General features: G+C 57.9%; 16 protein-coding genes. 13 read left to right on the top strand and 3 right to left on the bottom strand.

Annotation, left to right across the window (positions count from 1 at the left end; genetic code table 11):
• Positions 1-89 precede the first annotated feature (89 nt).
• Entirely contained in the window at positions 90-569 is a 480-nt protein-coding gene (locus CLV87_RS20345) for a hypothetical protein (protein ID WP_099249400.1), read from the top strand.
• A gap of 51 nt (positions 570-620) precedes the next feature.
• On the opposite strand, the gene CLV87_RS20350 is transcribed toward CLV87_RS20345, so the two are convergent.
• Genes CLV87_RS20350 through CLV87_RS20360 form a run of 3 tightly spaced genes read right to left on the bottom strand, consistent with a single transcriptional unit; the run spans position 621 to position 3,348 of the window.
• Complete coding sequence (locus tag CLV87_RS20350; RefSeq protein WP_099249155.1) at positions 621-1,175, bottom strand: TadE/TadG family type IV pilus assembly protein; 555 nt, start codon at positions 1,173-1,175, stop codon at positions 621-623.
• An 11-nt stretch (positions 1,176-1,186) separates the two neighbouring features.
• The gene (locus CLV87_RS20355) at positions 1,187-1,717 is read right to left on the bottom strand and encodes a TadE/TadG family type IV pilus assembly protein (protein ID WP_099249157.1); all 531 of its coding nucleotides are present in this window, start codon (positions 1,715-1,717) and stop codon (positions 1,187-1,189) included.
• Positions 1,714-3,348, bottom strand: a complete 1,635-nt coding sequence (locus tag CLV87_RS20360) for a TadE/TadG family type IV pilus assembly protein (RefSeq protein WP_166652808.1) — start codon at positions 3,346-3,348, stop codon at positions 1,714-1,716. Before CLV87_RS20360 ends, CLV87_RS20355 begins: the two co-directional genes overlap by 4 nt.
• Before the next feature lie 389 nt (positions 3,349-3,737).
• On the opposite strand from CLV87_RS20360, the gene CLV87_RS20365 reads away from it, so the two are divergent.
• The 12 genes from CLV87_RS20365 (at position 3,738) to rpoD (ending at position 18,757) form a co-directional block, all read left to right on the top strand.
• Positions 3,738-5,123: a Glu/Leu/Phe/Val family dehydrogenase gene (locus CLV87_RS20365; RefSeq protein ID WP_099249161.1), complete on the top strand. Its 1,386-nt coding sequence runs from the start codon at positions 3,738-3,740 to the stop codon at positions 5,121-5,123.
• Between the two features lie 760 nt (positions 5,124-5,883).
• Positions 5,884-7,488, top strand: a complete 1,605-nt coding sequence (locus CLV87_RS20370; RefSeq protein WP_166652809.1) for a VWA domain-containing protein — start codon at positions 5,884-5,886, stop codon at positions 7,486-7,488.
• Positions 7,485-8,024, top strand: coding sequence for a TadE/TadG family type IV pilus assembly protein (locus CLV87_RS20375; RefSeq protein WP_235872005.1), 540 nt, complete (start codon positions 7,485-7,487; stop codon positions 8,022-8,024). The genes CLV87_RS20370 and CLV87_RS20375 overlap by 4 nt, the downstream gene beginning before the upstream one ends.
• A gap of 5 nt (positions 8,025-8,029) precedes the next feature.
• Positions 8,030-8,587 (top strand): TadE/TadG family type IV pilus assembly protein, encoded by a 558-nt coding sequence (locus CLV87_RS20380; protein WP_235872006.1) that lies wholly within the window; start codon positions 8,030-8,032, stop codon positions 8,585-8,587.
• Positions 8,588-8,691: 104 nt separating this feature from the next.
• Positions 8,692-9,945, top strand: coding sequence for a sarcosine oxidase subunit beta family protein (locus CLV87_RS20385; RefSeq protein ID WP_099249167.1), 1,254 nt, complete (start codon positions 8,692-8,694; stop codon positions 9,943-9,945).
• A gap of 10 nt (positions 9,946-9,955) precedes the next feature.
• Complete coding sequence (locus CLV87_RS20390; RefSeq protein WP_099249169.1) at positions 9,956-10,453, top strand: hypothetical protein; 498 nt, start codon at positions 9,956-9,958, stop codon at positions 10,451-10,453.
• A gap of 6 nt (positions 10,454-10,459) precedes the next feature.
• Entirely contained in the window at positions 10,460-10,726 is a 267-nt protein-coding gene (locus CLV87_RS20395) for a sarcosine oxidase subunit delta (protein WP_099249171.1), read from the top strand.
• Positions 10,716-13,652: a sarcosine oxidase subunit alpha family protein gene (locus CLV87_RS20400; protein ID WP_099249173.1), complete on the top strand. Its 2,937-nt coding sequence runs from the start codon at positions 10,716-10,718 to the stop codon at positions 13,650-13,652. Before CLV87_RS20395 ends, CLV87_RS20400 begins: the two co-directional genes overlap by 11 nt.
• Complete coding sequence (locus CLV87_RS20405) at positions 13,645-14,199, top strand: sarcosine oxidase subunit gamma (RefSeq protein ID WP_133840859.1); 555 nt, start codon at positions 13,645-13,647, stop codon at positions 14,197-14,199. Before CLV87_RS20400 ends, CLV87_RS20405 begins: the two co-directional genes overlap by 8 nt.
• Positions 14,200-14,232: 33 nt before the next feature.
• Entirely contained in the window at positions 14,233-14,511 is a 279-nt protein-coding gene (locus tag CLV87_RS20410) for a hypothetical protein (protein WP_099249177.1), read from the top strand.
• Positions 14,512-14,678: 167 nt separating this feature from the next.
• On the top strand, positions 14,679-16,652 hold the full coding sequence (gene dnaG / locus CLV87_RS20415) for a DNA primase (protein ID WP_099249179.1): 1,974 nt from the start codon (positions 14,679-14,681) through the stop codon (positions 16,650-16,652).
• Positions 16,653-16,768: 116 nt separating this feature from the next.
• Complete coding sequence (gene rpoD, locus CLV87_RS20420) at positions 16,769-18,757, top strand: RNA polymerase sigma factor RpoD (RefSeq protein WP_099249181.1); 1,989 nt, start codon at positions 16,769-16,771, stop codon at positions 18,755-18,757.
• The last annotated feature ends 1 nt before the right edge of the window (position 18,758 follow it).

Raw genomic sequence — 18,758 nt, forward strand, 5'->3', positions numbered from 1 at the left:
TCAGGCTTCACCCCGCGCCCGTTTGCGCGTATTGCCCTTTGGAACGGGACCGCTGCGATGGGCAGGTTGGTCTGGCAGAGGGGATAGCGATGAGCGACAAGGAACTGGCACGGATCAAGGCCTCTTCGGGCAGGCGGGTGATCGGCACCGGGGCGATGTTGGCCCTTGGGGCCTTGATGCTGTATCTGGCCTTTGCCACCCCGCCCCAAAATCCGGTCTGGCTGGGCTTTTTGATTGTTTGCGGGCTGTTCGCGCTCTGGACTTCGCAGATGCTGTGGCAGGCGACCTCGCGCATATTGATCCTGACCGACGAGGCGTTGATTGACAGCGAAGGCGACGTGCTGGCGCGGATTGATCAGATTGCCAAGGTGGATCGCGGGGCGTTTGCGATGAAACCGTCGAACGGCTTTGTCATCTTTCTCAAAGAGCCAATGCCAAAGGCCTGGCATCCGGGGCTGTGGTGGCGTCTGGGCAAACGGGTCGCTGTTGGCGGCGTGACCTCGGGGGCGGAAACCAAACCGGTGGCGGATATCATCACGATGAAAATCACCAAACCCACCGAAGAATAAAACAAGGCCGCGCTTGGATCCAAGCGCGGCCCTTATTCTAGGGTCCAGACCCTAGCTGTTCGAGAACACGACCTGCGGAGCGTAACGCGGACGCGTGAAGCTGTAGGTGTGGATCTCAAAGTCGCTCAGACCGACATCGAAAATGGGTTCGTGCATGTCCCATGTCTCGACCATGATGAGCTGCTCGCCACCATTGGCGGTGGGCAGTTTATCTGCGTAATCCGACAGGCCACCATTGTTGAGCACGGTCTGATTGCCACGTTTCTTGGACCAGACCACATTCCAGCTGGATGTGTTGCCGTCATATTGCACAACGGTCAGGCGCAGGTCGCTTTCATTGCCCGAGCTTTTGGTCAACTCACGCAGCAATTTGCGGGCATTGGTGACATAGGTTCCGCTGATCGGGGATGTTTCGCGCGAAATCATGTCGCCGATGACATAGTTGGCCTTTTGGCTGACGCTTTGCTGACGGAAGGCGTCAAAGTAGACCCAGCCAGCGGCAAAGACCCAAAGCAGAACCGGCAAAACAATCATCGCCTCAACCGAGATATAGCCTTGGTCATCCTGACGGAACTGGCGCATGCGGGCGTTCAGATTGGTGAACATGGTGTCACTCCTTACGACGGTTCGTGCACAAAGGCAGAAGCTACAACCAAGGCGGTAAAGCCTTCGGCATCCTTGGCCAGGCTGGAACTGATTGTTCCGGCTGGGGTGATCGGCTGGTACTTGTAACAGGCACGCAGGAACATCATTTCGTTCGACCCGCCATTGGTAAAGGCGCGGTTGGGCGTCACGGGCAGGGATGTATCAACGCAATCAGCCGCATTAATCACTCCGCCCCAGTTGCGCATGTCCAGAGACACCATTTCCAGATGCAAGGTATCCATGCAGCCAGGAAGAACCGCCGCGCCATCACAGATCGATTGCTTGATCGCATTGTGGTCCGAGACAGCGCCAAGACGGATGTCGCGAACGGTGTCATCCATGGCGCGTTCCAGCGCGGTTTGGCGGATGGTCACCGTGCCCAATTCGATCGAGGACAGGATCAGCGCGAGGAAGACCGGCATCCAAAGGGCAAAGGGGACAACGGCATTACCGTCTTCTTCTTTGCGAAAGCGGGTCAGGTGGGAACTCAGAAAACGGGTCATTGGGTCAACCTCAGCATTTGGAGGGAACGGGCAATTGACGAAAAGGTGTCGCTTAGGTCGCTGCCAGATACGTCAAAGTAGTGGGCTGGTGACGAGGCGCAGTCTTGCATGGCGTCCAGGCCAGCCTGGGGCGCTTCCACACCGATTGAGTACACAACGACACCGTTATTGCGGGCAGCCTGGCAAACAGTGGACAGGTTGCTATTGGCCTGGCCGCCGCTGACTGTCGCCTCATAGCCATAATACGCGTCATAGTAGTCGCTATATGGCAGGTAACCGTCTGCGTAGGGGCGATAGTAAAAGTTGGATGCAACCGAGGCGATGGAAAAGCGCGAGTAAAGCTCGGCATTTGTCATCTGGTACACACGATCGCCATTCGGGTTGGCAGGGCCATCGGGTTTGTTGTGATAACGTGCGCCAATTGGATTGCCGCTCATACGCAGCCAATAAAAGACGTCGTTATTGTCACCGGCATTGTCCTGCACGCGCATCGAATAGCGGTCATCGCTGCGGGTTTCGGTGCCGCGTGTATCAACCCAGGCTTCGGACAAACCGTATTTATAGTGCGATTTCAGGTCGAACTGGGTCGTGTTTTGACCATCGGTCATGACCACAACGAATTTCAGCGTCTCGGTGTCATTATAGGCGGCAGGCCGGCTGGAATGATCGGCTGAGACCAAGCCTGCAACCGACATCGCTTGCACGGCGGGCCGCGCGGCAGGGTCAAGCAAAGCTGCGCCCCATTTCATACCAAGGTCAATCGCTGTGTTACCACCCGCGTTGAACGTGTCGATATGGGCTTTCAGCGCGGCTGCATCCGAACTGTGTACCATCATCGCACTGGTCGTGCCGGTCTGGCACCAAGGGCTGGCGATTTCGCCACCGCTTGTGCTGGAGTTGTAGGGGTCAAAATGCCCGAGGCGAGCCAGTTCGGTGCTCGGGTCCACCGCGGTCGAGTTGAAGTCGGCGGTGTTGAACGTCGCACAGCTGGAATAGTCATGCGTATCATCCAGCGTGAAATACGGGGCAATTGTATCCCCCAAGTTCACCGTAGCATTATAAGGAATGACCGAGATTGACACCATGCCGGCATCCTCGGCGGGCAACATCAGGTCAATGAACTCTTTTGCGGCGCTGCGCAGCTGTTCGATCTTGTTACCGCCCATGGAGCCGGAGACGTCAAGAACCAGGGAAATTTCGATTTTGGTCAGCCCGTGTTCGGCAGTGGCCAACCCTTCAACCTCAAGCGTGTTGACGCCCAAAAGGCTCATAAAGTTCGAGGGCATGGACATGGAACCATCGGCGGTGACGCGCTTGTAATTCAGGCTTTGGTCAACAGCGACCGTGCCCAAAGCGTCTGACATGTTCATCGCGCGAAAATACTCTTGAACGACAAATTCCGGATCCAGCGTGTTATCGATGCTTGCAGCGGCCAGAACAGCGCGGTCCAGGGTGTTTTGCACCTTGTTGCGTTTCAGTTCGGCATGGATCATGTCGATCCCGATACCGCCAAACACCATCATCACCAGGGCACCAGCGACAGCGACATAGGACATCGCGCCGTCTTGATCCTGACGAAAGCGGCTCATCATGCCGCAAGTCGCAGATTTCAGTTTTGTCTTGATCCGCATTTCGTACCTTCCTTCCGGGGCAGCCGGGAATACACTCATGCAATACGCGTTTCGTTGGATCGTTTATGACGTTTCAAGATGGCCAAATTTGGGCGTTTTGAACTGCAATTTCCTCGATTTTTACATAGTTATCAAAACATTAACCGGTATTTTGATGGCTTTGTTTCCGGTGGGCGGACAATCCCACCTCTTCGGTACAGTTTTCCTGTTGAGAATCTGTCGAAAAAGAGGTGGCGAAAAAACATTGTGGCGTTAACGTGATTCTCATTCACTCATTTCTAGGATGACGCGAAGTTCAAAAATTTCGGGTTGGTCCGCCTAAGAGGAGGGAGGGTGCCTTGTCAGTAATACCTGCTAACGAACCGACGTTTCGGGAATCCGTAGACCTAATGTATAACCGCGCTGTGGCGTTGATGGATCTGCCGCCGGGTCTTGAGGAGAAGATCCGCGTCTGCAACGCGACCTATATGGTGCGCTTTGGCGTGCGCCTGCGTGGTCAGATCCAAACCTTTACCGGTTATCGGTCCGTGCATTCCGAACATATGGAGCCTGTCAAAGGCGGCATTCGCTTTGCCTCGGCGGTGGATCAGGATGAGGTTGAGGCGCTGGCAGCGCTGATGACATATAAATGTGCGCTGGTTGAGGCACCGTTTGGTGGTTCAAAGGGCGGCTTGTGTCTGGACCCGCGCCAATATGATCAGCATGAGCTGGAACAGATCACCCGGCGTTTCGCTTATGAACTGGCCAAACGTGACCTGATCAACCCGTCCCAGAACGTGCCCGCACCGGATATGGGCACGGGCGAACGCGAGATGGCCTGGATCGCCGATCAATATGCGCGCATGAACACCACCGATATCAACGCGCGCGCCTGTGTGACCGGCAAACCGCTGAATGCCGGTGGCATCGCGGGCCGAGTCGAAGCAACGGGGCGGGGCGTGCAATACGCGCTGCGCGAGTTCTTCCGCCACGAAGAAGACAAGGCCGCCGCCGGTCTGACCGGAAGCCTTGAAGGCAAGCGTGTCATCGTTCAGGGGCTTGGCAATGTGGGGTATCACGCCGCCAAGTTTCTTCAGGAGGAAGACGGCTCAATTATCACCGGTATCATTGAACATGACGGCGCGCTGTTCAGTTCCGAAGGTCTGGATGTGGAAAAGGTCCGCGAATGGATCGTCAAACATGGCGGTGTGACCGGCTTCCCAAGTGCCAATCACACGGCCGATGGCGGCACTGTTCTGGAAGAAGACTGTGACATTCTTATTCCGGCGGCGCTGGAGGGGGTGATCAACCTGTCCAATGCAGATCGTATCAAGACCAAGCTGATCATCGAGGCGGCCAATGGTCCGGTCACCGCTGGTGCAGATGAAATCCTGCGCGACAAAGGCGTGGTGATCATCCCGGATATGTATGCCAATGCCGGTGGTGTGACAGTGTCCTATTTCGAATGGGTCAAAAATCTCAGCCATATTCGTTTTGGCCGGATGCAGCGCCGCCAGGAAGAGGCGCGCCACCAGCTTGTCATTGATGAGTTGGAACGCCTAGACGAGGCGATGGGCGAGGCTTGGACCTTGAACCCCAAGTTCAAGGAAAAGTATCTGCAAGGCGCGGATGAGCTTGAATTGGTGCGCTCTGGTCTCGATGACACCATGCGGATCGCCTACCAATCCATGCGCGAGGTCTGGCATTCACGCGATGATGTCAGCGATCTGCGAACAGCGGCCTATATCGTGGCCATCGAAAAGGTCGCCAAGAGCTATCAGGCCAAAGGCCTCTGATCCGGCATCATTCCAAACTCCAAAAGGGCCTTATTTCGGGCCCTTTTTTTATACCATCTATAAAGGTCCTTGCTTGGGAGCTGGGTAATCCAAACCTGAAAGTCACGAATTTCCGGCCCTGGGCGCATATGACGTGATGGATGGCCCGTCACCGGGGCCGGGTGCGTCTCATTCGAATAAGGTTTTTATCCAATTAACGATAGAGGCCGCTTTCCCGCCACATTTCGATCCCGTTGGTAACCAAATGCCTAACTAATCCTAACCCCTGCAATCAGGAGCCACAGCAAGGCTCTTGGAACTAGGGAATAGGAAAATGCTACCTGAGACAAGTCACAGGGCGCAGGTCATAGCAGGGGGCACAGACCGGCTCAAACCGACTTATTCAGTGACGTTGTTAAAATCCGCAGGGTGTTTCTGCGGCCAGAGCTGCGAGTCGTGGGCGCAGCACACGGGCCGAGAGCCCGGGCATTCTGGCCAAAATCGCGGGGCGAAACTGGCATTTGCCGGCGGCGATGTGATGTTTTTTTCGGCCGATCCGGTTGTTCCGCAAGCGCCAAACCCTGCCCATGAAAATATCCAAGGTGATGTAAAGCGCGGGGCAAAAAGCGCGAAACAAGGCAGTTTTACACCCTTTTTAGGGGAAACCTTCGCGAAATGGGTCCGCTTTCGTCAGGAACGCGCCCCATTTCTGTCCGAATGCCTAATTAACCATTTGTTCACACCCCGGAAGAAATCCGTGGCCAGTGAAGGAGAGAACGCCATGTCTAGCACATATGCGATCACAAACCGCTTCGCAAAGCAGGAAGATGGTAACGTCACCATCTTTTCGGTGTTCATGTTGGTGCTGATCCTGACGATCACAGGGGCATCTGTGGACATCATGCGTTTCGAAGCGACCCGTGCCAAAATGCAGGGCACGCTTGACCGCGCCGTGCTGGCTGCGGCCGACCTGGATCAGGAACAAGACCCCGTGGCAGTCGTGAATGACTATATGGCCAAGGCAGGTCTGGCAGAGGTCCTGGCAGATGTCCAAGTCGATCAGGGGATGAACTATCGAACGGTTACGGCCTCTGGCTCTGTGGATCTGGACACGATCTTCCTGCACATGTCTGGCTTTGACACGCTGACAGCGCCTGGCCATTCGGTTGCCGAAGAGAAAATCTCGAACGTTGAAATCTCAATGGTTCTTGATATTTCCGGCTCTATGGGCGGGACCCGTATCGAAAACATGCGGTCTGCCGCGAAAGAGTTTGTCGACACCGTGATTCAGGACGAGGTGACCGATACCGGCCTGACCACAATCTCGGTTGTGCCTTACAATGCGACGGTGAACCTGGGGTCCACCCTGGCGAATTACTGGACGCTGGATAGCCTGCACACCTATTCGAACTGCGGGACGTTCCCCGCGAACGCCTTTGACACGGTTGCGATCAACCCGAGTGTCGCTATCGAGCGTTTGGGTCACTTTGATCCCTATTCGTCCAGCCAATCCACGTCGTCGATTTCCAGCCCTTGGTGTAAAACCGGTGATCAAGGGGCGATGATGGTGCACAGCTCTGATCGCACCACGCTGAAAAACCACATCAATGCCTTGAGCGCGGGTGGCAATACGGCGATTGACCTTGGGGTAAAATGGGGCGTGGCGCTGCTTGACCCGGCCAGCCAGCCTGCCGTGGCCGCCATGGCGACTGATGGACTGGTTGCTGACGCGGCATCCAACCGTCCGGCCCCATACGAAGATCCCGAAGCGATCAAGTTTGTCGTGGTTATGACGGATGGTGAAAACACCACTCAGTATGATCTGAAATACCACCACAAATACGGCATGTCCGATGTCTGGATTGATGACCGTGGCACCTCTAGCACCAGTGATGACCGCTTTTCGCTGATCGTGCAGGATCATTCCGGCACCAGTAACGACAAGTATTTCTGGCATCGCTACAAGGACTATAGCTGGAACTACCGTTATCGCAGCACCCCGGATGGTGGCAGCAACGCACGCCGCATGACCAATGCCGAATTGTTTGCCCGCTTTGGCACCAAGGCCGTCGCCAAGAAGATGTACGAAAAGCCGTACTATGATGGCTGGGTGTCCAACGGAACCTACTGGGATGTTTACTATGCCTATGAGGCAATCGTGAATGGCTCCTCCGCGGATGAACGTCTGGCTGATATCTGCCACGCCGCGAAACAAAAGGGCATTGTTGTCTTTGCCATCGGCTTTGAGGCCCCAGCAGGTGGCCAGGCCGCGATGCAAGACTGCGCGTCCTCGGACTCCCACTACTTTGACGTTGAAGGTGTTGAAATCACCGAAACCTTCCACGCCATTGCCCGCCAAATCAATAGCCTGAGGTTGATCCAATGATGTGTTCTATCAAACAGCTCACCCGGCGCTTCCAGAAGGAAGAAGATGGTAACGCAACAGTCGAATTCGCTGTCTACTTTACAGTATTCTTCCTGATCCTCGCCGCAGCGGTTGAGATTGCCTATATCAACCTGCGCCATGCGATGTTGGAACGAGGTGTCGACTTAGCAACCCGCGAGATCCGCCTGGCAACAGGGCATATCCCGGATTACTCCGAAGTGCGCACCAAGATCTGCGAAGAGGCCACCGTTCTGGACGCCTGCGAAAGCAACCTTCGTTTGGAAATGGTGCAAGTTGATCCGCGTGACTTTAACGCGACGGCCCCCAATGACACCGATTGTCAGAACGCCGCCGAAGACCCACGCCCGGTACGCAACTTTGTTCACGGCCAGGACAACCAGCTGATGCTGATCCGTGCCTGCCTGAAATACAAGCCGATGATGCCGACCACCGCGATTGGCAAGGAACTTAATTTGGACGACTACGGCTATGCACAGCTCATCGTGACATCCGCCTTTGTCCAGGAACCGAGGTAAGAGCCATGTTGAAGATGCTGAAAAACCGCCTCAAGGCTTTTGCCGCAGACGAACAGGGCAACGTTGCCATCGAAACCGTGCTGTTCCTGCCGCTGATGCTGACTGTTCTGGCCGCGACGTTCTCATTCCATGATGCGTTTCGCTACAAAAGCCTGAACGTCAAGGCCGCCTACACGATCTCTGACGCGATCTCGCGCGAGACGGATCCGATCGATAATGCGTATCTTGATGGCATGGTGGAGCTGCTCGAATACCTGACCCGTTCCGAGGGGCCGTATTCCTTGCGTGTGACGCTGGTGCGTTACAATGCGAAGAAAAGCAAATACATCTCGGAATGGTCCAAGACACGCGGCGACTTTGATCGGTTGAAGACTTGGCAACTGCGGTCAATGGAAGAACGTCTTCCGACTCTGCTGCACAATGAACGCGTGATCGTTGTGGAAACCGCAACAGATTATGTGCCACCCTTTGAGGTGCCCGGTCTGAACGAGGAAAGCCTGTTCTACAATTACGGTTTCACCCGCCCGCGCTTTGCCCCGAAAATCGTCTGGAGCAATGGCTGATAGCGACAAACATTGTCGCAAAAAGCAAGGGTTGGACGATAAACCGCATTGATACTGCAAGGCAGGGCTGATTGATTGGCCCTGCTTTTTCGTGGGAGATCAGGATGCGGTTTTCGGGATGGCGTGTGCTCAAAGAGGGGTTGACCGGCAACAAAGGCTGGTCCCCGCATTGGCGCAACCCTGATCCCAAAACCGAATATGACATCGTGATCATTGGCGGCGGTGGTCATGGGCTGGCCACGGCGTTTTACCTGGCCAAAGAGCATGGGCTGACGAATGTGGCTGTGCTGGAAAAGGGCTATCTGGGCGGTGGCAATGTTGGTCGTAACACGACCATTGTACGCGCCAATTACTATCTGCCGGGCAATTCCGAATTCTACAGCCATTCCATGAAATTATGGGAAGGCTTGGAGCAAGAGCTGAACTATAACGTGATGCATTCCCAGCGTGGGATCATCAATCTCTTTCACTCTGACGGCCAGCGTGACGCAGCGGTGCGACGCGGAAATGCCATGCGTAATCAGGGGGATGATGCGCATCTTCTGGGGCGTGACGAGCTGCGCAAGATGCTGCCTTACCTTGATTTCGACACGGCGCGCTTTCCGATCTATGGCGGGCTCTATCATCCGCGCGGCGGCACAGCACGCCATGACGCGGTGGCCTGGGGCTATGCGCGCGGGGCGGATGAGCGCGGCGTTGATTTGATCCAGAATTGCGAAGTCACCGGGATCGATATTTCCAATGGCCAAGTCACCGGGGTGCAAACCACGCGCGGGGCTATTCGTGCCAAAAAGGTGGCGATGGTGGCGGCAGGCCGATCCAGCCAAGTGGCTGAAATGGCAGGTATGCGCCTGCCCATCGAAAGCCATATCTTGCAGGCCTACGTGACCGAAGGGCTCAAACCGTTCATCGACCATGTGGTCACCTTCGGGATGAGCCATTTCTACATTTCGCAATCCGACAAGGGCGGGCTGGTGTTTGGCGGTGATCTGGATTTCTACGCCTCTTACGCGGCGCGCGGCAATCTGCCGGGCAAGGAACAGGTGATGGAGGCTGCGATGACCTTGATGCCTGCCATTGGCAAGGCGCGGGTGCTGCGCAGTTGGGGCGGGATCATGGATATGTCGCCAGACGGCTCTCCGATCATTGATCACACCCATATCGGTGGGCTCTATCTGAACACGGGCTGGTGTTATGGCGGGTTCAAGGCGGTGCCGGCCTCGGGCTTTGCCCTGGCACATCTGATCGCCACCGACCGCCCCCATGCCAGTGCGGAAAAGCTGCGATTGGACCGGTTTGAAACCGGCTACGGATTGTTGGACGAAGAAGGAACGGGCGCGCAACACAACCTGCATTAGGAGTGGAAAGATGCGTATTTTCAAATTGGTAACCTTGTCTGCGGCTTTGGCCGCTTGCGGTTCCTTTGCGGCGGCGAATGATATTCGCCCGGGCTGCTATGAACGGATTTATTCCCAAAGCCATCTCGCCTCGCATCCCGATCAGCACGTGGCGGCGATCCGCATGAAAGTTGGCGAATGGATCACCAATGTGTCACGCGACACCCGGCTTGAGGCGACCTTTGCCAACCAAGGGCAGGTACGCGGTACAGGGGCGGCCGGGCGCACCATGGCGCAGTTTCTGTTCTGCGGCACCGAAGACAGCTGGGATCGGTGTCAGGCGGAATGTGACAGCGGCTCGCTTCAGGTGATCAAGCAAAGCAACAGCTCCATGACCTTCCGCACCCGCTATCTGATGGTGGGCGATGCGCAATCCTGCGGCGGATACGTGGATCTGGCGGAAATTCAGGGTCAATGGGTCAGCTACCGGCTGAACCGGGTACCGGATGCAAATTGTCGTGGAATGTGAGGTGACATGAGACTGACCTGCCCCAATTGCGGTGAGCGTGATATCCGGGAATTCACCTATCAGGGCGCGGCCTCGATGCTGGATCGTCCTGATCCCGAAGCCGGGCCAGAGGCGTGGCATGCCTATCTGCATTTGCGCGATAACCCGGCGGGAGTGACCCGCGATCTGTGGCATCACGGCTGCGGCTGTGGGGCTTGGTTGGTTGTGACACGCGATACGGTGACACACGCCGTTCACGCAGTCGAATTGGTGGAGGCACGCGATGCGGGTTGAGGGCAAGGGGCGGATTGATCGCGGCGCGCCGCTACGTTTTACCTTTGATGGGCATACGCATACCGGGTTTGAGGGCGATACGCTTGCCTCGGCCCTGATGGCGGACGGGGTGCGCCTGATGGGGCGCAGTTTCAAATATCACCGCCCGCGCGGCGTGACGACCGCCGGGTCCGAGGAACCCAACGCGCTGGTCACCATCGGCAGTGGCGCGCGGCAAGACCCGAATATCCGCGCCACCACGCAAGAGCTTTATGACGGGTTAGAGGCGCGCAGCCAGAACCGCTGGCCGTCGCTCGGGTTTGACGTGATGGGGATCAACGACCTAGCCGCGCCGTTTCTGGGGGCTGGATTTTATTACAAGACCTTCATGTGGCCCAAGGCGTTTTGGGAAAAGCTGTACGAACCGGTGATCCGCCGCGCCGCCGGGATTGGTGCGCTGTCTGGGGAAGCACCTGGGGACAAACACGAAAAGGCCTTTGCCTTTTGTGACGTCTTGGTGATCGGTGGCGGGGCTGCGGGCCTGATGGCGGCGCTTGCAGCGGCGCGTTCCGGGGCGCAGGTGATCCTGTGTGAAGAGGATCGCGCCTGTGGCGGTCGGCTCTTGGCTGAGGTCGAAGAGGTCGATGGGCAGCCCGGCGCGGATTGGGCGGCGGCGCTGGAACAGCAGCTGCGTGACATGGAGAATGTCCGCGTCATGACCCGGTGCAGCGTCACCGGGGCCTATGATCAGGGCACCTATGGTGCGTTGGAGCGGGTCGCGCATCACGTGGGCGACCCCAAGGGTGCGCCCGTGGAATGCTTCTGGCGCATTCATGCCAAACGCGCGGTGCTTTGCGCCGGAGCGTTGGAGCGCCCGATTGCATTTCGCGACAATGACCGCCCCGGCGTGATGATGGCGGGTGCCATGCGCGCCTATCTCAACAGGTGGGGCGTGGTTCCGGGCAAAGCCTTGGCCGTGTTCGGAAATAATGACAACGCCCATCGAACAGCGCGTGATTTGCAAGAGGCCGGAGTGCATGTGGCCGCCCTGATCGACAGCCGCGCCGACGCCCCCAATCTGGCGGGCGACGTGCCCTACTATGCCGGGGCGCAGGTGTCGCGCGCTTTTGGGCGGCAGGGGTTGGAGGCGATCCAGATCCGTTTGCCGAATGGTAAGGTTGAACGTTTGCAGGTGCAGGGGTTGGGCGTGTCGGGTGGATGGAACCCCTCGGTGCATCTCAGCTGCCATATGAACACGCGGCCGGTGTGGGATGACGGGATCGCCGCTTTTGTGCCCGGCAAAGATGCCGTTCCCGGCATGTCTGTCGCCGGTGCTGCGCGCGGGCGGTTTTCAACAGCGGCCTGCCTGCAAGACGGGGCCGAGGCCGGTCAGGTGGCGGCCAGCGCGCTGGGCTTTGTCGCGGAGGTGCCTCAGGTGCCGGAGGCTGAAGATGCGCCTTATCGCCTGCGTCGGCTCTGGACAGTGCCGGGTAAAGGGCGGGCTTGGCTGGATTTCCAGAACGATGTGACGGTCAAAGATGTGACGCAGGCTGCGCAGGAAAATTTCCGCTCGGTCGAGCACATGAAGCGCTACACGACCCAAGGCATGGCTCCGGATCAGGGTAAGAACTCCAATATCGGGGCCTTGGCGGTTCTGGCGGATGCCACCGGGCGCGACATTCCGGAAACCGGCACCACAACCTACCGCCCGCCCTTTGTTCCGGTTTCCATCGCAGCCATTGGGGCAGGGGCCGAAGGCAAGGGCTATGCGCCTGAACGGTTCACAACCTCGCATGATGCCAGCGTCTCGGCCAAAGCGCCGATGATCGAAGCCGGGCTATGGTATCGCCCCAGCTATGTGCCGCGAGACGGCGAAAAGACCTGGCGGCAAAGCTGTGATCGCGAGGTTGCGATGGTGCGCGAGCATGTGGGGATCTGCGATGTCTCGACCCTGGGCAAGATCGAGCTGCAGGGGCCGGATGTCGGGCAATTCCTGGATTTTATCTATGTGAACGGGTTCAGCAGTCTGAAACCGGGCAAGGTGCGCTATGGCCTGATGCTGCGCGAGGATGGCACTGTCATGGATGATGGCACCTGCGCGCGTCTGGATGATAACACCTGGCTGATGACCACCACCACCGCAGCGGCGGGGCAGGTGATGACCCATCTGGATTGGGCGCAGCAGGCTTTCTGCAACAAATTGCAAATGCGCTTTGTCTCGGCAACCGAGCAATGGGCGCAATTTGCCGTGGCCGGGCCAAAATCGCGCGATCTTTTGAATGCGCTTTTGGATGCGCCCATCGATGATGCCAGCCTGCCTTATATGGGCTGTGTGTCGGTGACGGTCGGCGGCATTGCCGCGCGGCTGTTCCGGATCTCGTTCTCGGGTGAACATGCCTATGAAATCGCGGTTCCGGCGCGTTACGGGGCTAGCCTGTTTGACCACTTGGTGGCACTTGCAGAGGAGCGCGGCGGCGGGGCCTATGGGATGGAAGCGCTGAATGTGCTGCGCATCGAAAAAGGCTTTGTCACCCATGCGGAAATCAACGGTACGGCGACGGCGTTTGATCTGGGCTATGGCCGCATGATCTCGCCGAAAAAGGACTGCATTGGCAAGGTGATGGCGGCGCGTCCCGGCCTTGTCGGTGAGGGACGCCAGCAATTGGTCGGGCTGCGACCCGTGAGCGCGATCAAGGAAATGCCCGCCGGGGCGCATCTGTTTGACGATGGGGCCGAACCGGTGCGCGAGAATGATCAGGGCTATGTCACCTCAACCTGTTTTTCGCCAACTTTGGGCGAGGTTCGGGCGCTGGCCTTGGTCAGGAATGGGCGTGCGCGTCATGGTGAGGTGTTGCGTCTGGTCGACCATCTGCGCGGTGTTGATATGCGCTGTGAAGTAACCGATCCGGTGGCGTTTGATCCTGAAGGAGGGCGGCTGCGTGGTTGAACTTAAAGCGAAATCCGCCTTGGGTGGGCAAAGCGCGGTGCAGATCGGGGCCGTGCGATTGCAAGAGGTCGAGGGCAGCAAGCTGAGTGCGATTGCGCCTTTTGCGGGGGTGGATGCAAAGCTGTCCGAGGCGATGGAGCTCGCCTATGGGTTTGGGTTTCCAGAACCGGGGCAGGTTTTGCAAAAGGGCCAGGCGCGCTGTGTCTGGTTTGGCCATCGTCAGGCATTGCTGATCGCTGCGACCCCGGATGAAACTCTGGCTGAGTTGGCTTTGATCACAGATCAAAGCGATGCTTGGTGTTCTGTGTCGGCGGTCGGGGCGGCGGCAGAGGATGTTTTGGCGCGGCTTTGCCCGGTTGATCTGCATCTCAGGGCCTTTCCGGTTGGGCACACAGCGCGTTGCCCCTTGGGGCATATCAACGTGTCTCTGACGCGCGTGGCGGCGGATGGGTTTGAGATCATGGCGTTCCGCTCCATGGCGGCGAGCCTGTGGCATGAGGTGACGGCGGCGGCAGAGCTGGTTGCCGCGCGGGCGGCTTTGCCTTAATCCTTGGCCGGACAAAACGCGAAAGGGCCTGAGATGTTGCGAGTTTTTCTGATGGGATGTGTGTGTTTTGCCCCGATGGCGCAGGCCGATAGCGCGGCAAAACCGGATTGCGCGGCGCAGGCGGCCTTGGTGATGGAGGTCGTGAATGGCCGTGTTGACGGGGTACGCAAGGGCAAAGCGCGGCGTGAGCTGGTCAAATCGCTGGATAAAACCGCAGGCGAAATGCTGGCGGATTGGGTTTATAGCCTGCCCGAAGAACAACTGACCGATGAGGTTGGCAAGGCTTACAAAGCGCAATGTGAAGCGATGTAAGGCATCCCTGTCAGGGACCCGCTGTTACATTATGTGCCTGACGGCACGCTTGATGTCTCGCCCATCTGCCCTGGCAGATGGGCTCGGGCTGGCGCGCGTTGCGAGGGAGTGCGTCACGTGAACGGCGGCCCTTGTGGCGGGGTTTGGAATCGCGATACAAACGCGTAATGAGCCTGCCCCCCGGATTTCTCGACGAATTGCGCAATCGCACCAGCCTTGCCCAGGTGGCAGGGCGCAAACTGATGTGGGATCAGCGCAAGTCCAATCAGGGCAAGGGTGACCTTTGGGCTCCGTGCCCCTTTCACCATGAAAAAACAGCGTCTTTTCATGTGGATGACCGTAAAGGGTATTATTACTGCTTTGGCTGTCACGCCAAGGGGGATGCGATTTCCTTTGTGCGGGAAACCGAGAATGTGAGCTTTATGGAGGCGATCGAAATTCTGGCGACCGAGGCCGGGATGGAGATGCCCAAAGCCGATCCGCGCGCCAAGGAAAAGGCCGACCGCCGCACGATCCTGAGCGATGTGATGGAGCAGGCGGTGCAGTTTTTCCGCCTGCAGCTGAAGGCCGGGGCCGGGGGCGAGGCGCGGGGTTATTTGAACAAGCGCGGGCTGAGCCAGGACGCTTTGGACCGGTTTGAGATTGGCTTTGCCCCGGCGGGCTGGGAAAATCTGCGCGAACATCTCAAGGCCAAGGGGATTGGCGAGGACCTGATGCTGGCTTGCGGGCTGGTCAAGAAATCCGACAAGGGGCGCGCGCCTTATGATGTGTTTCGCAACCGCATCATGTTCCCGATCCGCGATGCACGCGGCAAGGCGATTGCCTTTGGCGGGCGGGCGATGGACCCGGATGATCACGCCAAATACCTGAACAGCCCCGAGACGGAACTGTTTGATAAGTCGCGCAATCTTTACAATATGCGCGCCGCGCGCGAGGCGGCGGGGCGCGGCCAGCCCTTGGTGGTGGCAGAGGGCTATATGGATGTGATCGCCCTGTCCGAGGCTGGTTTTGGCGCGGCGGTGGCCCCGCTTGGCACCGCTGTAACCGAGCCGCAAATGCACCTTATGTGGCGCATGTCGCCCGAGCCGTTGATTGCGCTGGACGGGGATAAAGCGGGTCTGCGCGCTGCCTACCGGGTGATCGACCTGGCCCTGCCGCTGCTTGAGGCGGGCAAAGGGCTGCGCTTTGCCATCATGCCCGAGGGCAAGGACCCGGATGACCTGGTGCGCTCTGGCGGGCCGGAGGCGGTGCAAAAGGTTCTGGACGAGGCTATGCCGATGGTGCGGCTGCTGTGGCAGAATGAGACCGAGGGCAAGGTCTTTGACAGTCCCGAGCGCAAGGCGGCGCTGGACAAGCAATTGCGCGCTCGGATTTCCAAGATCCAGGACCCGGATCTGCGCCGCCATTATGGCGATGAGATCAAAGACCTGCGCTATGATCTGTTCCGAGCTGGGCGCGGAGGCCGAGGTGAGGCCCCACAAGGCGGCAAAAGCCGGTCAAACTGGTCACCCCGGCGCGATTGGAAAGCCCCGCCACCGCCCACACCGGGCGCCAAGGCCTCGCTCTTGGCGGCGGCGCAGGAGGATATCGAGGCGTCTTTGCGCGAAACCGTCATTCTGGCGGCCATCGTCACAGCGCCCGAAATCGCCGAAGAGTTTGATACGCAGCTGGAGATGATGACCTGCCGCGATCCCGATCACGCCCTGATCCGGGATGTAATTCTGCGCAATATCGGCAATGAATCTGTCCTGCGGGATCGGGTTGAGGGGGCAATCGGGCCTGAGGCCCTTGAAACCTTGCTAAAGGCGCGCCATGTGGCAGTTGTGCCTTGCATCCGCAGCCCCGGAAACCCCGATATGGCCCGACAGACGGTGGCCGAAGAACTGGCAAAGCTGGACGCGTTGCACGGATGGCACGCAGAATTGGCCGAAGCGCAAGAAGATCTGGTGGATCAGGCTGATGAGGCCTTGACCTGGCGACTTGCCGAAGCAGCTAAAGTACGTGCGCAAGCCGGAAAACAAGGTGAAGAGAACAGTGCCGATTACGATGTTGGCCCCAATGGCGCTCCGATCGACAAGGAAGAACGCAGTGCGCTTGATTCGCTGCTATCGACCATTCGATTCGATAAAGGGCGGGGCTGAGTTGTCTTTGGTGAGGAAACAGTAAAGAAATAGGGGTAGACGGGTGTGCGAATCGCTTTAACGCGCTATTGATTCGCGCTAAACGAATCGCCAGCCCTTCCGATCAGGAGACGTTCATGGCCGCCAAGGACAACGAAGACGCCAAATCCGAGCGCAATGAAGAGGATGTCAGCCTCGACATGAGCCAGGCTGCGGTCAAGAAGATGATCGCAGAAGCGCGCGAGCGTGGTTACATCACCTATGACCAGCTCAACCAGGTGCTGCCGCCCGATCAGGTTAGTTCGGACCAGATCGAAGATGTGATGTCTATGCTGTCCGAAATGGGCATCCAGGTCACCGAAGACGACGAAGAGCCGGAAGAAGAGGATAAGGGATCGACCGATCTGGTCGAAACCAAAAAGCCCGGCGAAGTCACGCTGGCCTCAGGCACGCAGGAAAAATTGGATCGTACCGACGATCCGGTGCGCATGTATCTGCGCGAAATGGGCAGTGTTGAACTGCTCAGCCGCGAGGGTGAGATTGCGATTGCTAAACGTATCGAGGCCGGTCGCAACACCATGATTGCCGGGCTCTGCGAAAGCCCGCTGACCTTTCAGGCGATCACCATCTGGCGCGAGGAACTTCTGTCCGAAGATATTCTGCTGCGCGATGTGATCGATCTTGAAACCACCTTTTCTGGCCAGATGAACGAAGATGGCGAGATTGACGAACCGGTGGTGGCCCCGGCAGCGGGTGGTGAGGCTCCCAAGCCCAAAGAAGAGACACAAGAGCTCGACGCTGATGGCAACCCGATTGCCAAAGACGACGACGATGATGACGATGACGAACAGGCCAACATGTCCTTGGCCGCGATGGAAACCGCGCTCAAGCCGACCGTGCTCGAGACGCTGGACCGCATCGCGCAGGATTACGAAGAACTGGCCGAAATGCAGGACAGCCGGATTTCGGCGACCCTGAACGAGGATGACAGCTTTGGTGCCGCTGATGAGGCCCGTTACCAAAAGCTGCGTTCCGAGATTGTTGAACTGGTGAACGAGCTTCACCTGCATAACAACCGTATCGAGGCGCTGATTGACCAGCTTTACGGCATCAACAAGCGCATCATGTCCATCGACAGTGCCATGGTGAAACTGGCGGATCAGGCGCGCATCAACCGCCGTGAATTCGTCGAAGAATACCGTGGGCACGAGCTTGATCCGAACTGGATGGAGCGTATGGCCGAAAAGCCCGGTCGTGGCTGGCAGATGTTCATCGAACGCTCGACCGACAAGGTCGAAGGTCTGCGCAACGATATGGCCCAGGTCGGTCAATATGTTGGTCTGGACATCTCTGAATTCCGCCGCATCGTGCAGCAGGTTCAGAAAGGCGAAAAAGAAGCCCGTCAGGCCAAGAAAGAAATGGTCGAGGCGAACCTGCGTCTGGTTATCTCGATCGCCAAGAAATACACCAACCGCGGCTTGCAATTCCTGGACCTCATTCAGGAAGGCAACATTGGTCTGATGAAGGCGGTTGATAAGTTCGAATATCGCCGCGGCTACAAATTCTCGACCTATGCGACCTGGTGGATCCGTCAGGCGATCACCCGCTCGATTGCCGATCAGGCGCGTACCATCCGTATTCCGGTGCATATGATCGAAACGATCAACAAGTTGGTGCGCACCGGTCGTCAGATGCTGCACGAGATTGGTCGCGAACCGACGCCAGAGGAATTGGCAGAAAAGCTGCAAATGCCGCTGGAAAAGGTCCGCAAGGTGATGAAAATCGCCAAGGAACCGATTTCGCTGGAAACCCCGATTGGCGACGAAGAAGACAGCCAACTGGGCGATTTCATCGAGGACAAGAATGCCGTGCTGCCTTTGGACAGCGCTATTCAGGAAAACCTCAAAGAAACCACGACCCGCGTGCTGTCCTCGCTCACCCCGCGTGAGGAACGTGTTTTGCGGATGCGTTTCGGCATCGGCATGAACACCGACCACACGCTGGAAGAGGTCGGCCAGCAGTTCAGCGTGACCCGCGAACGGATCCGTCAGATCGAGGCGAAGGCGCTGCGCAAGCTCAAGCACCCATCGCGCTCGCGCAAGCTGCGCAGCTTCCTGGATCAGTAAG

Origin of the sequence: Pelagimonas phthalicica, assembly GCF_004364805.1 — a bacterium.
In the GTDB taxonomy this organism is placed as follows: Bacteria; Pseudomonadota; Alphaproteobacteria; order Rhodobacterales; family Rhodobacteraceae; genus Pelagimonas; species Pelagimonas phthalicica.

Bases quoted from the DNA above. Each gene is read 5' to 3' on its own strand.
- CLV87_RS20370 (WP_166652809.1), top strand. From the start codon at position 5,884: ATGTCTAGCACATATGCGATCACAAACCGCTTCGCAAAGCAGGAAGAT.
- rpoD (WP_099249181.1), top strand. From the start codon at position 16,769: ATGGCCGCCAAGGACAACGAAGACGCCAAATCCGAGCGCAATGAAGAG.
- CLV87_RS20350 (WP_099249155.1), bottom strand. From the start codon at position 1,175: ATGTTCACCAATCTGAACGCCCGCATGCGCCAGTTCCGTCAGGATGAC.
- CLV87_RS20355 (WP_099249157.1), bottom strand. From the start codon at position 1,717: ATGACCCGTTTTCTGAGTTCCCACCTGACCCGCTTTCGCAAAGAAGAA.
- CLV87_RS20390 (WP_099249169.1), top strand. From the start codon at position 9,956: ATGCGTATTTTCAAATTGGTAACCTTGTCTGCGGCTTTGGCCGCTTGC.
- CLV87_RS20395 (WP_099249171.1), top strand. From the start codon at position 10,460: ATGAGACTGACCTGCCCCAATTGCGGTGAGCGTGATATCCGGGAATTC.
- CLV87_RS20385 (WP_099249167.1), top strand. From the start codon at position 8,692: ATGCGGTTTTCGGGATGGCGTGTGCTCAAAGAGGGGTTGACCGGCAAC.
- dnaG (WP_099249179.1), top strand. From the start codon at position 14,679: ATGAGCCTGCCCCCCGGATTTCTCGACGAATTGCGCAATCGCACCAGC.
- CLV87_RS20375 (WP_235872005.1), top strand. From the start codon at position 7,485: ATGATGTGTTCTATCAAACAGCTCACCCGGCGCTTCCAGAAGGAAGAA.
- CLV87_RS20345 (WP_099249400.1), top strand. From the start codon at position 90: ATGAGCGACAAGGAACTGGCACGGATCAAGGCCTCTTCGGGCAGGCGG.
- CLV87_RS20400 (WP_099249173.1), top strand. From the start codon at position 10,716: ATGCGGGTTGAGGGCAAGGGGCGGATTGATCGCGGCGCGCCGCTACGT.
- CLV87_RS20360 (WP_166652808.1), bottom strand. From the start codon at position 3,348: ATGCGGATCAAGACAAAACTGAAATCTGCGACTTGCGGCATGATGAGC.
- CLV87_RS20380 (WP_235872006.1), top strand. From the start codon at position 8,030: ATGTTGAAGATGCTGAAAAACCGCCTCAAGGCTTTTGCCGCAGACGAA.
- CLV87_RS20365 (WP_099249161.1), top strand. From the start codon at position 3,738: ATGTATAACCGCGCTGTGGCGTTGATGGATCTGCCGCCGGGTCTTGAG.
- CLV87_RS20410 (WP_099249177.1), top strand. From the start codon at position 14,233: ATGTTGCGAGTTTTTCTGATGGGATGTGTGTGTTTTGCCCCGATGGCG.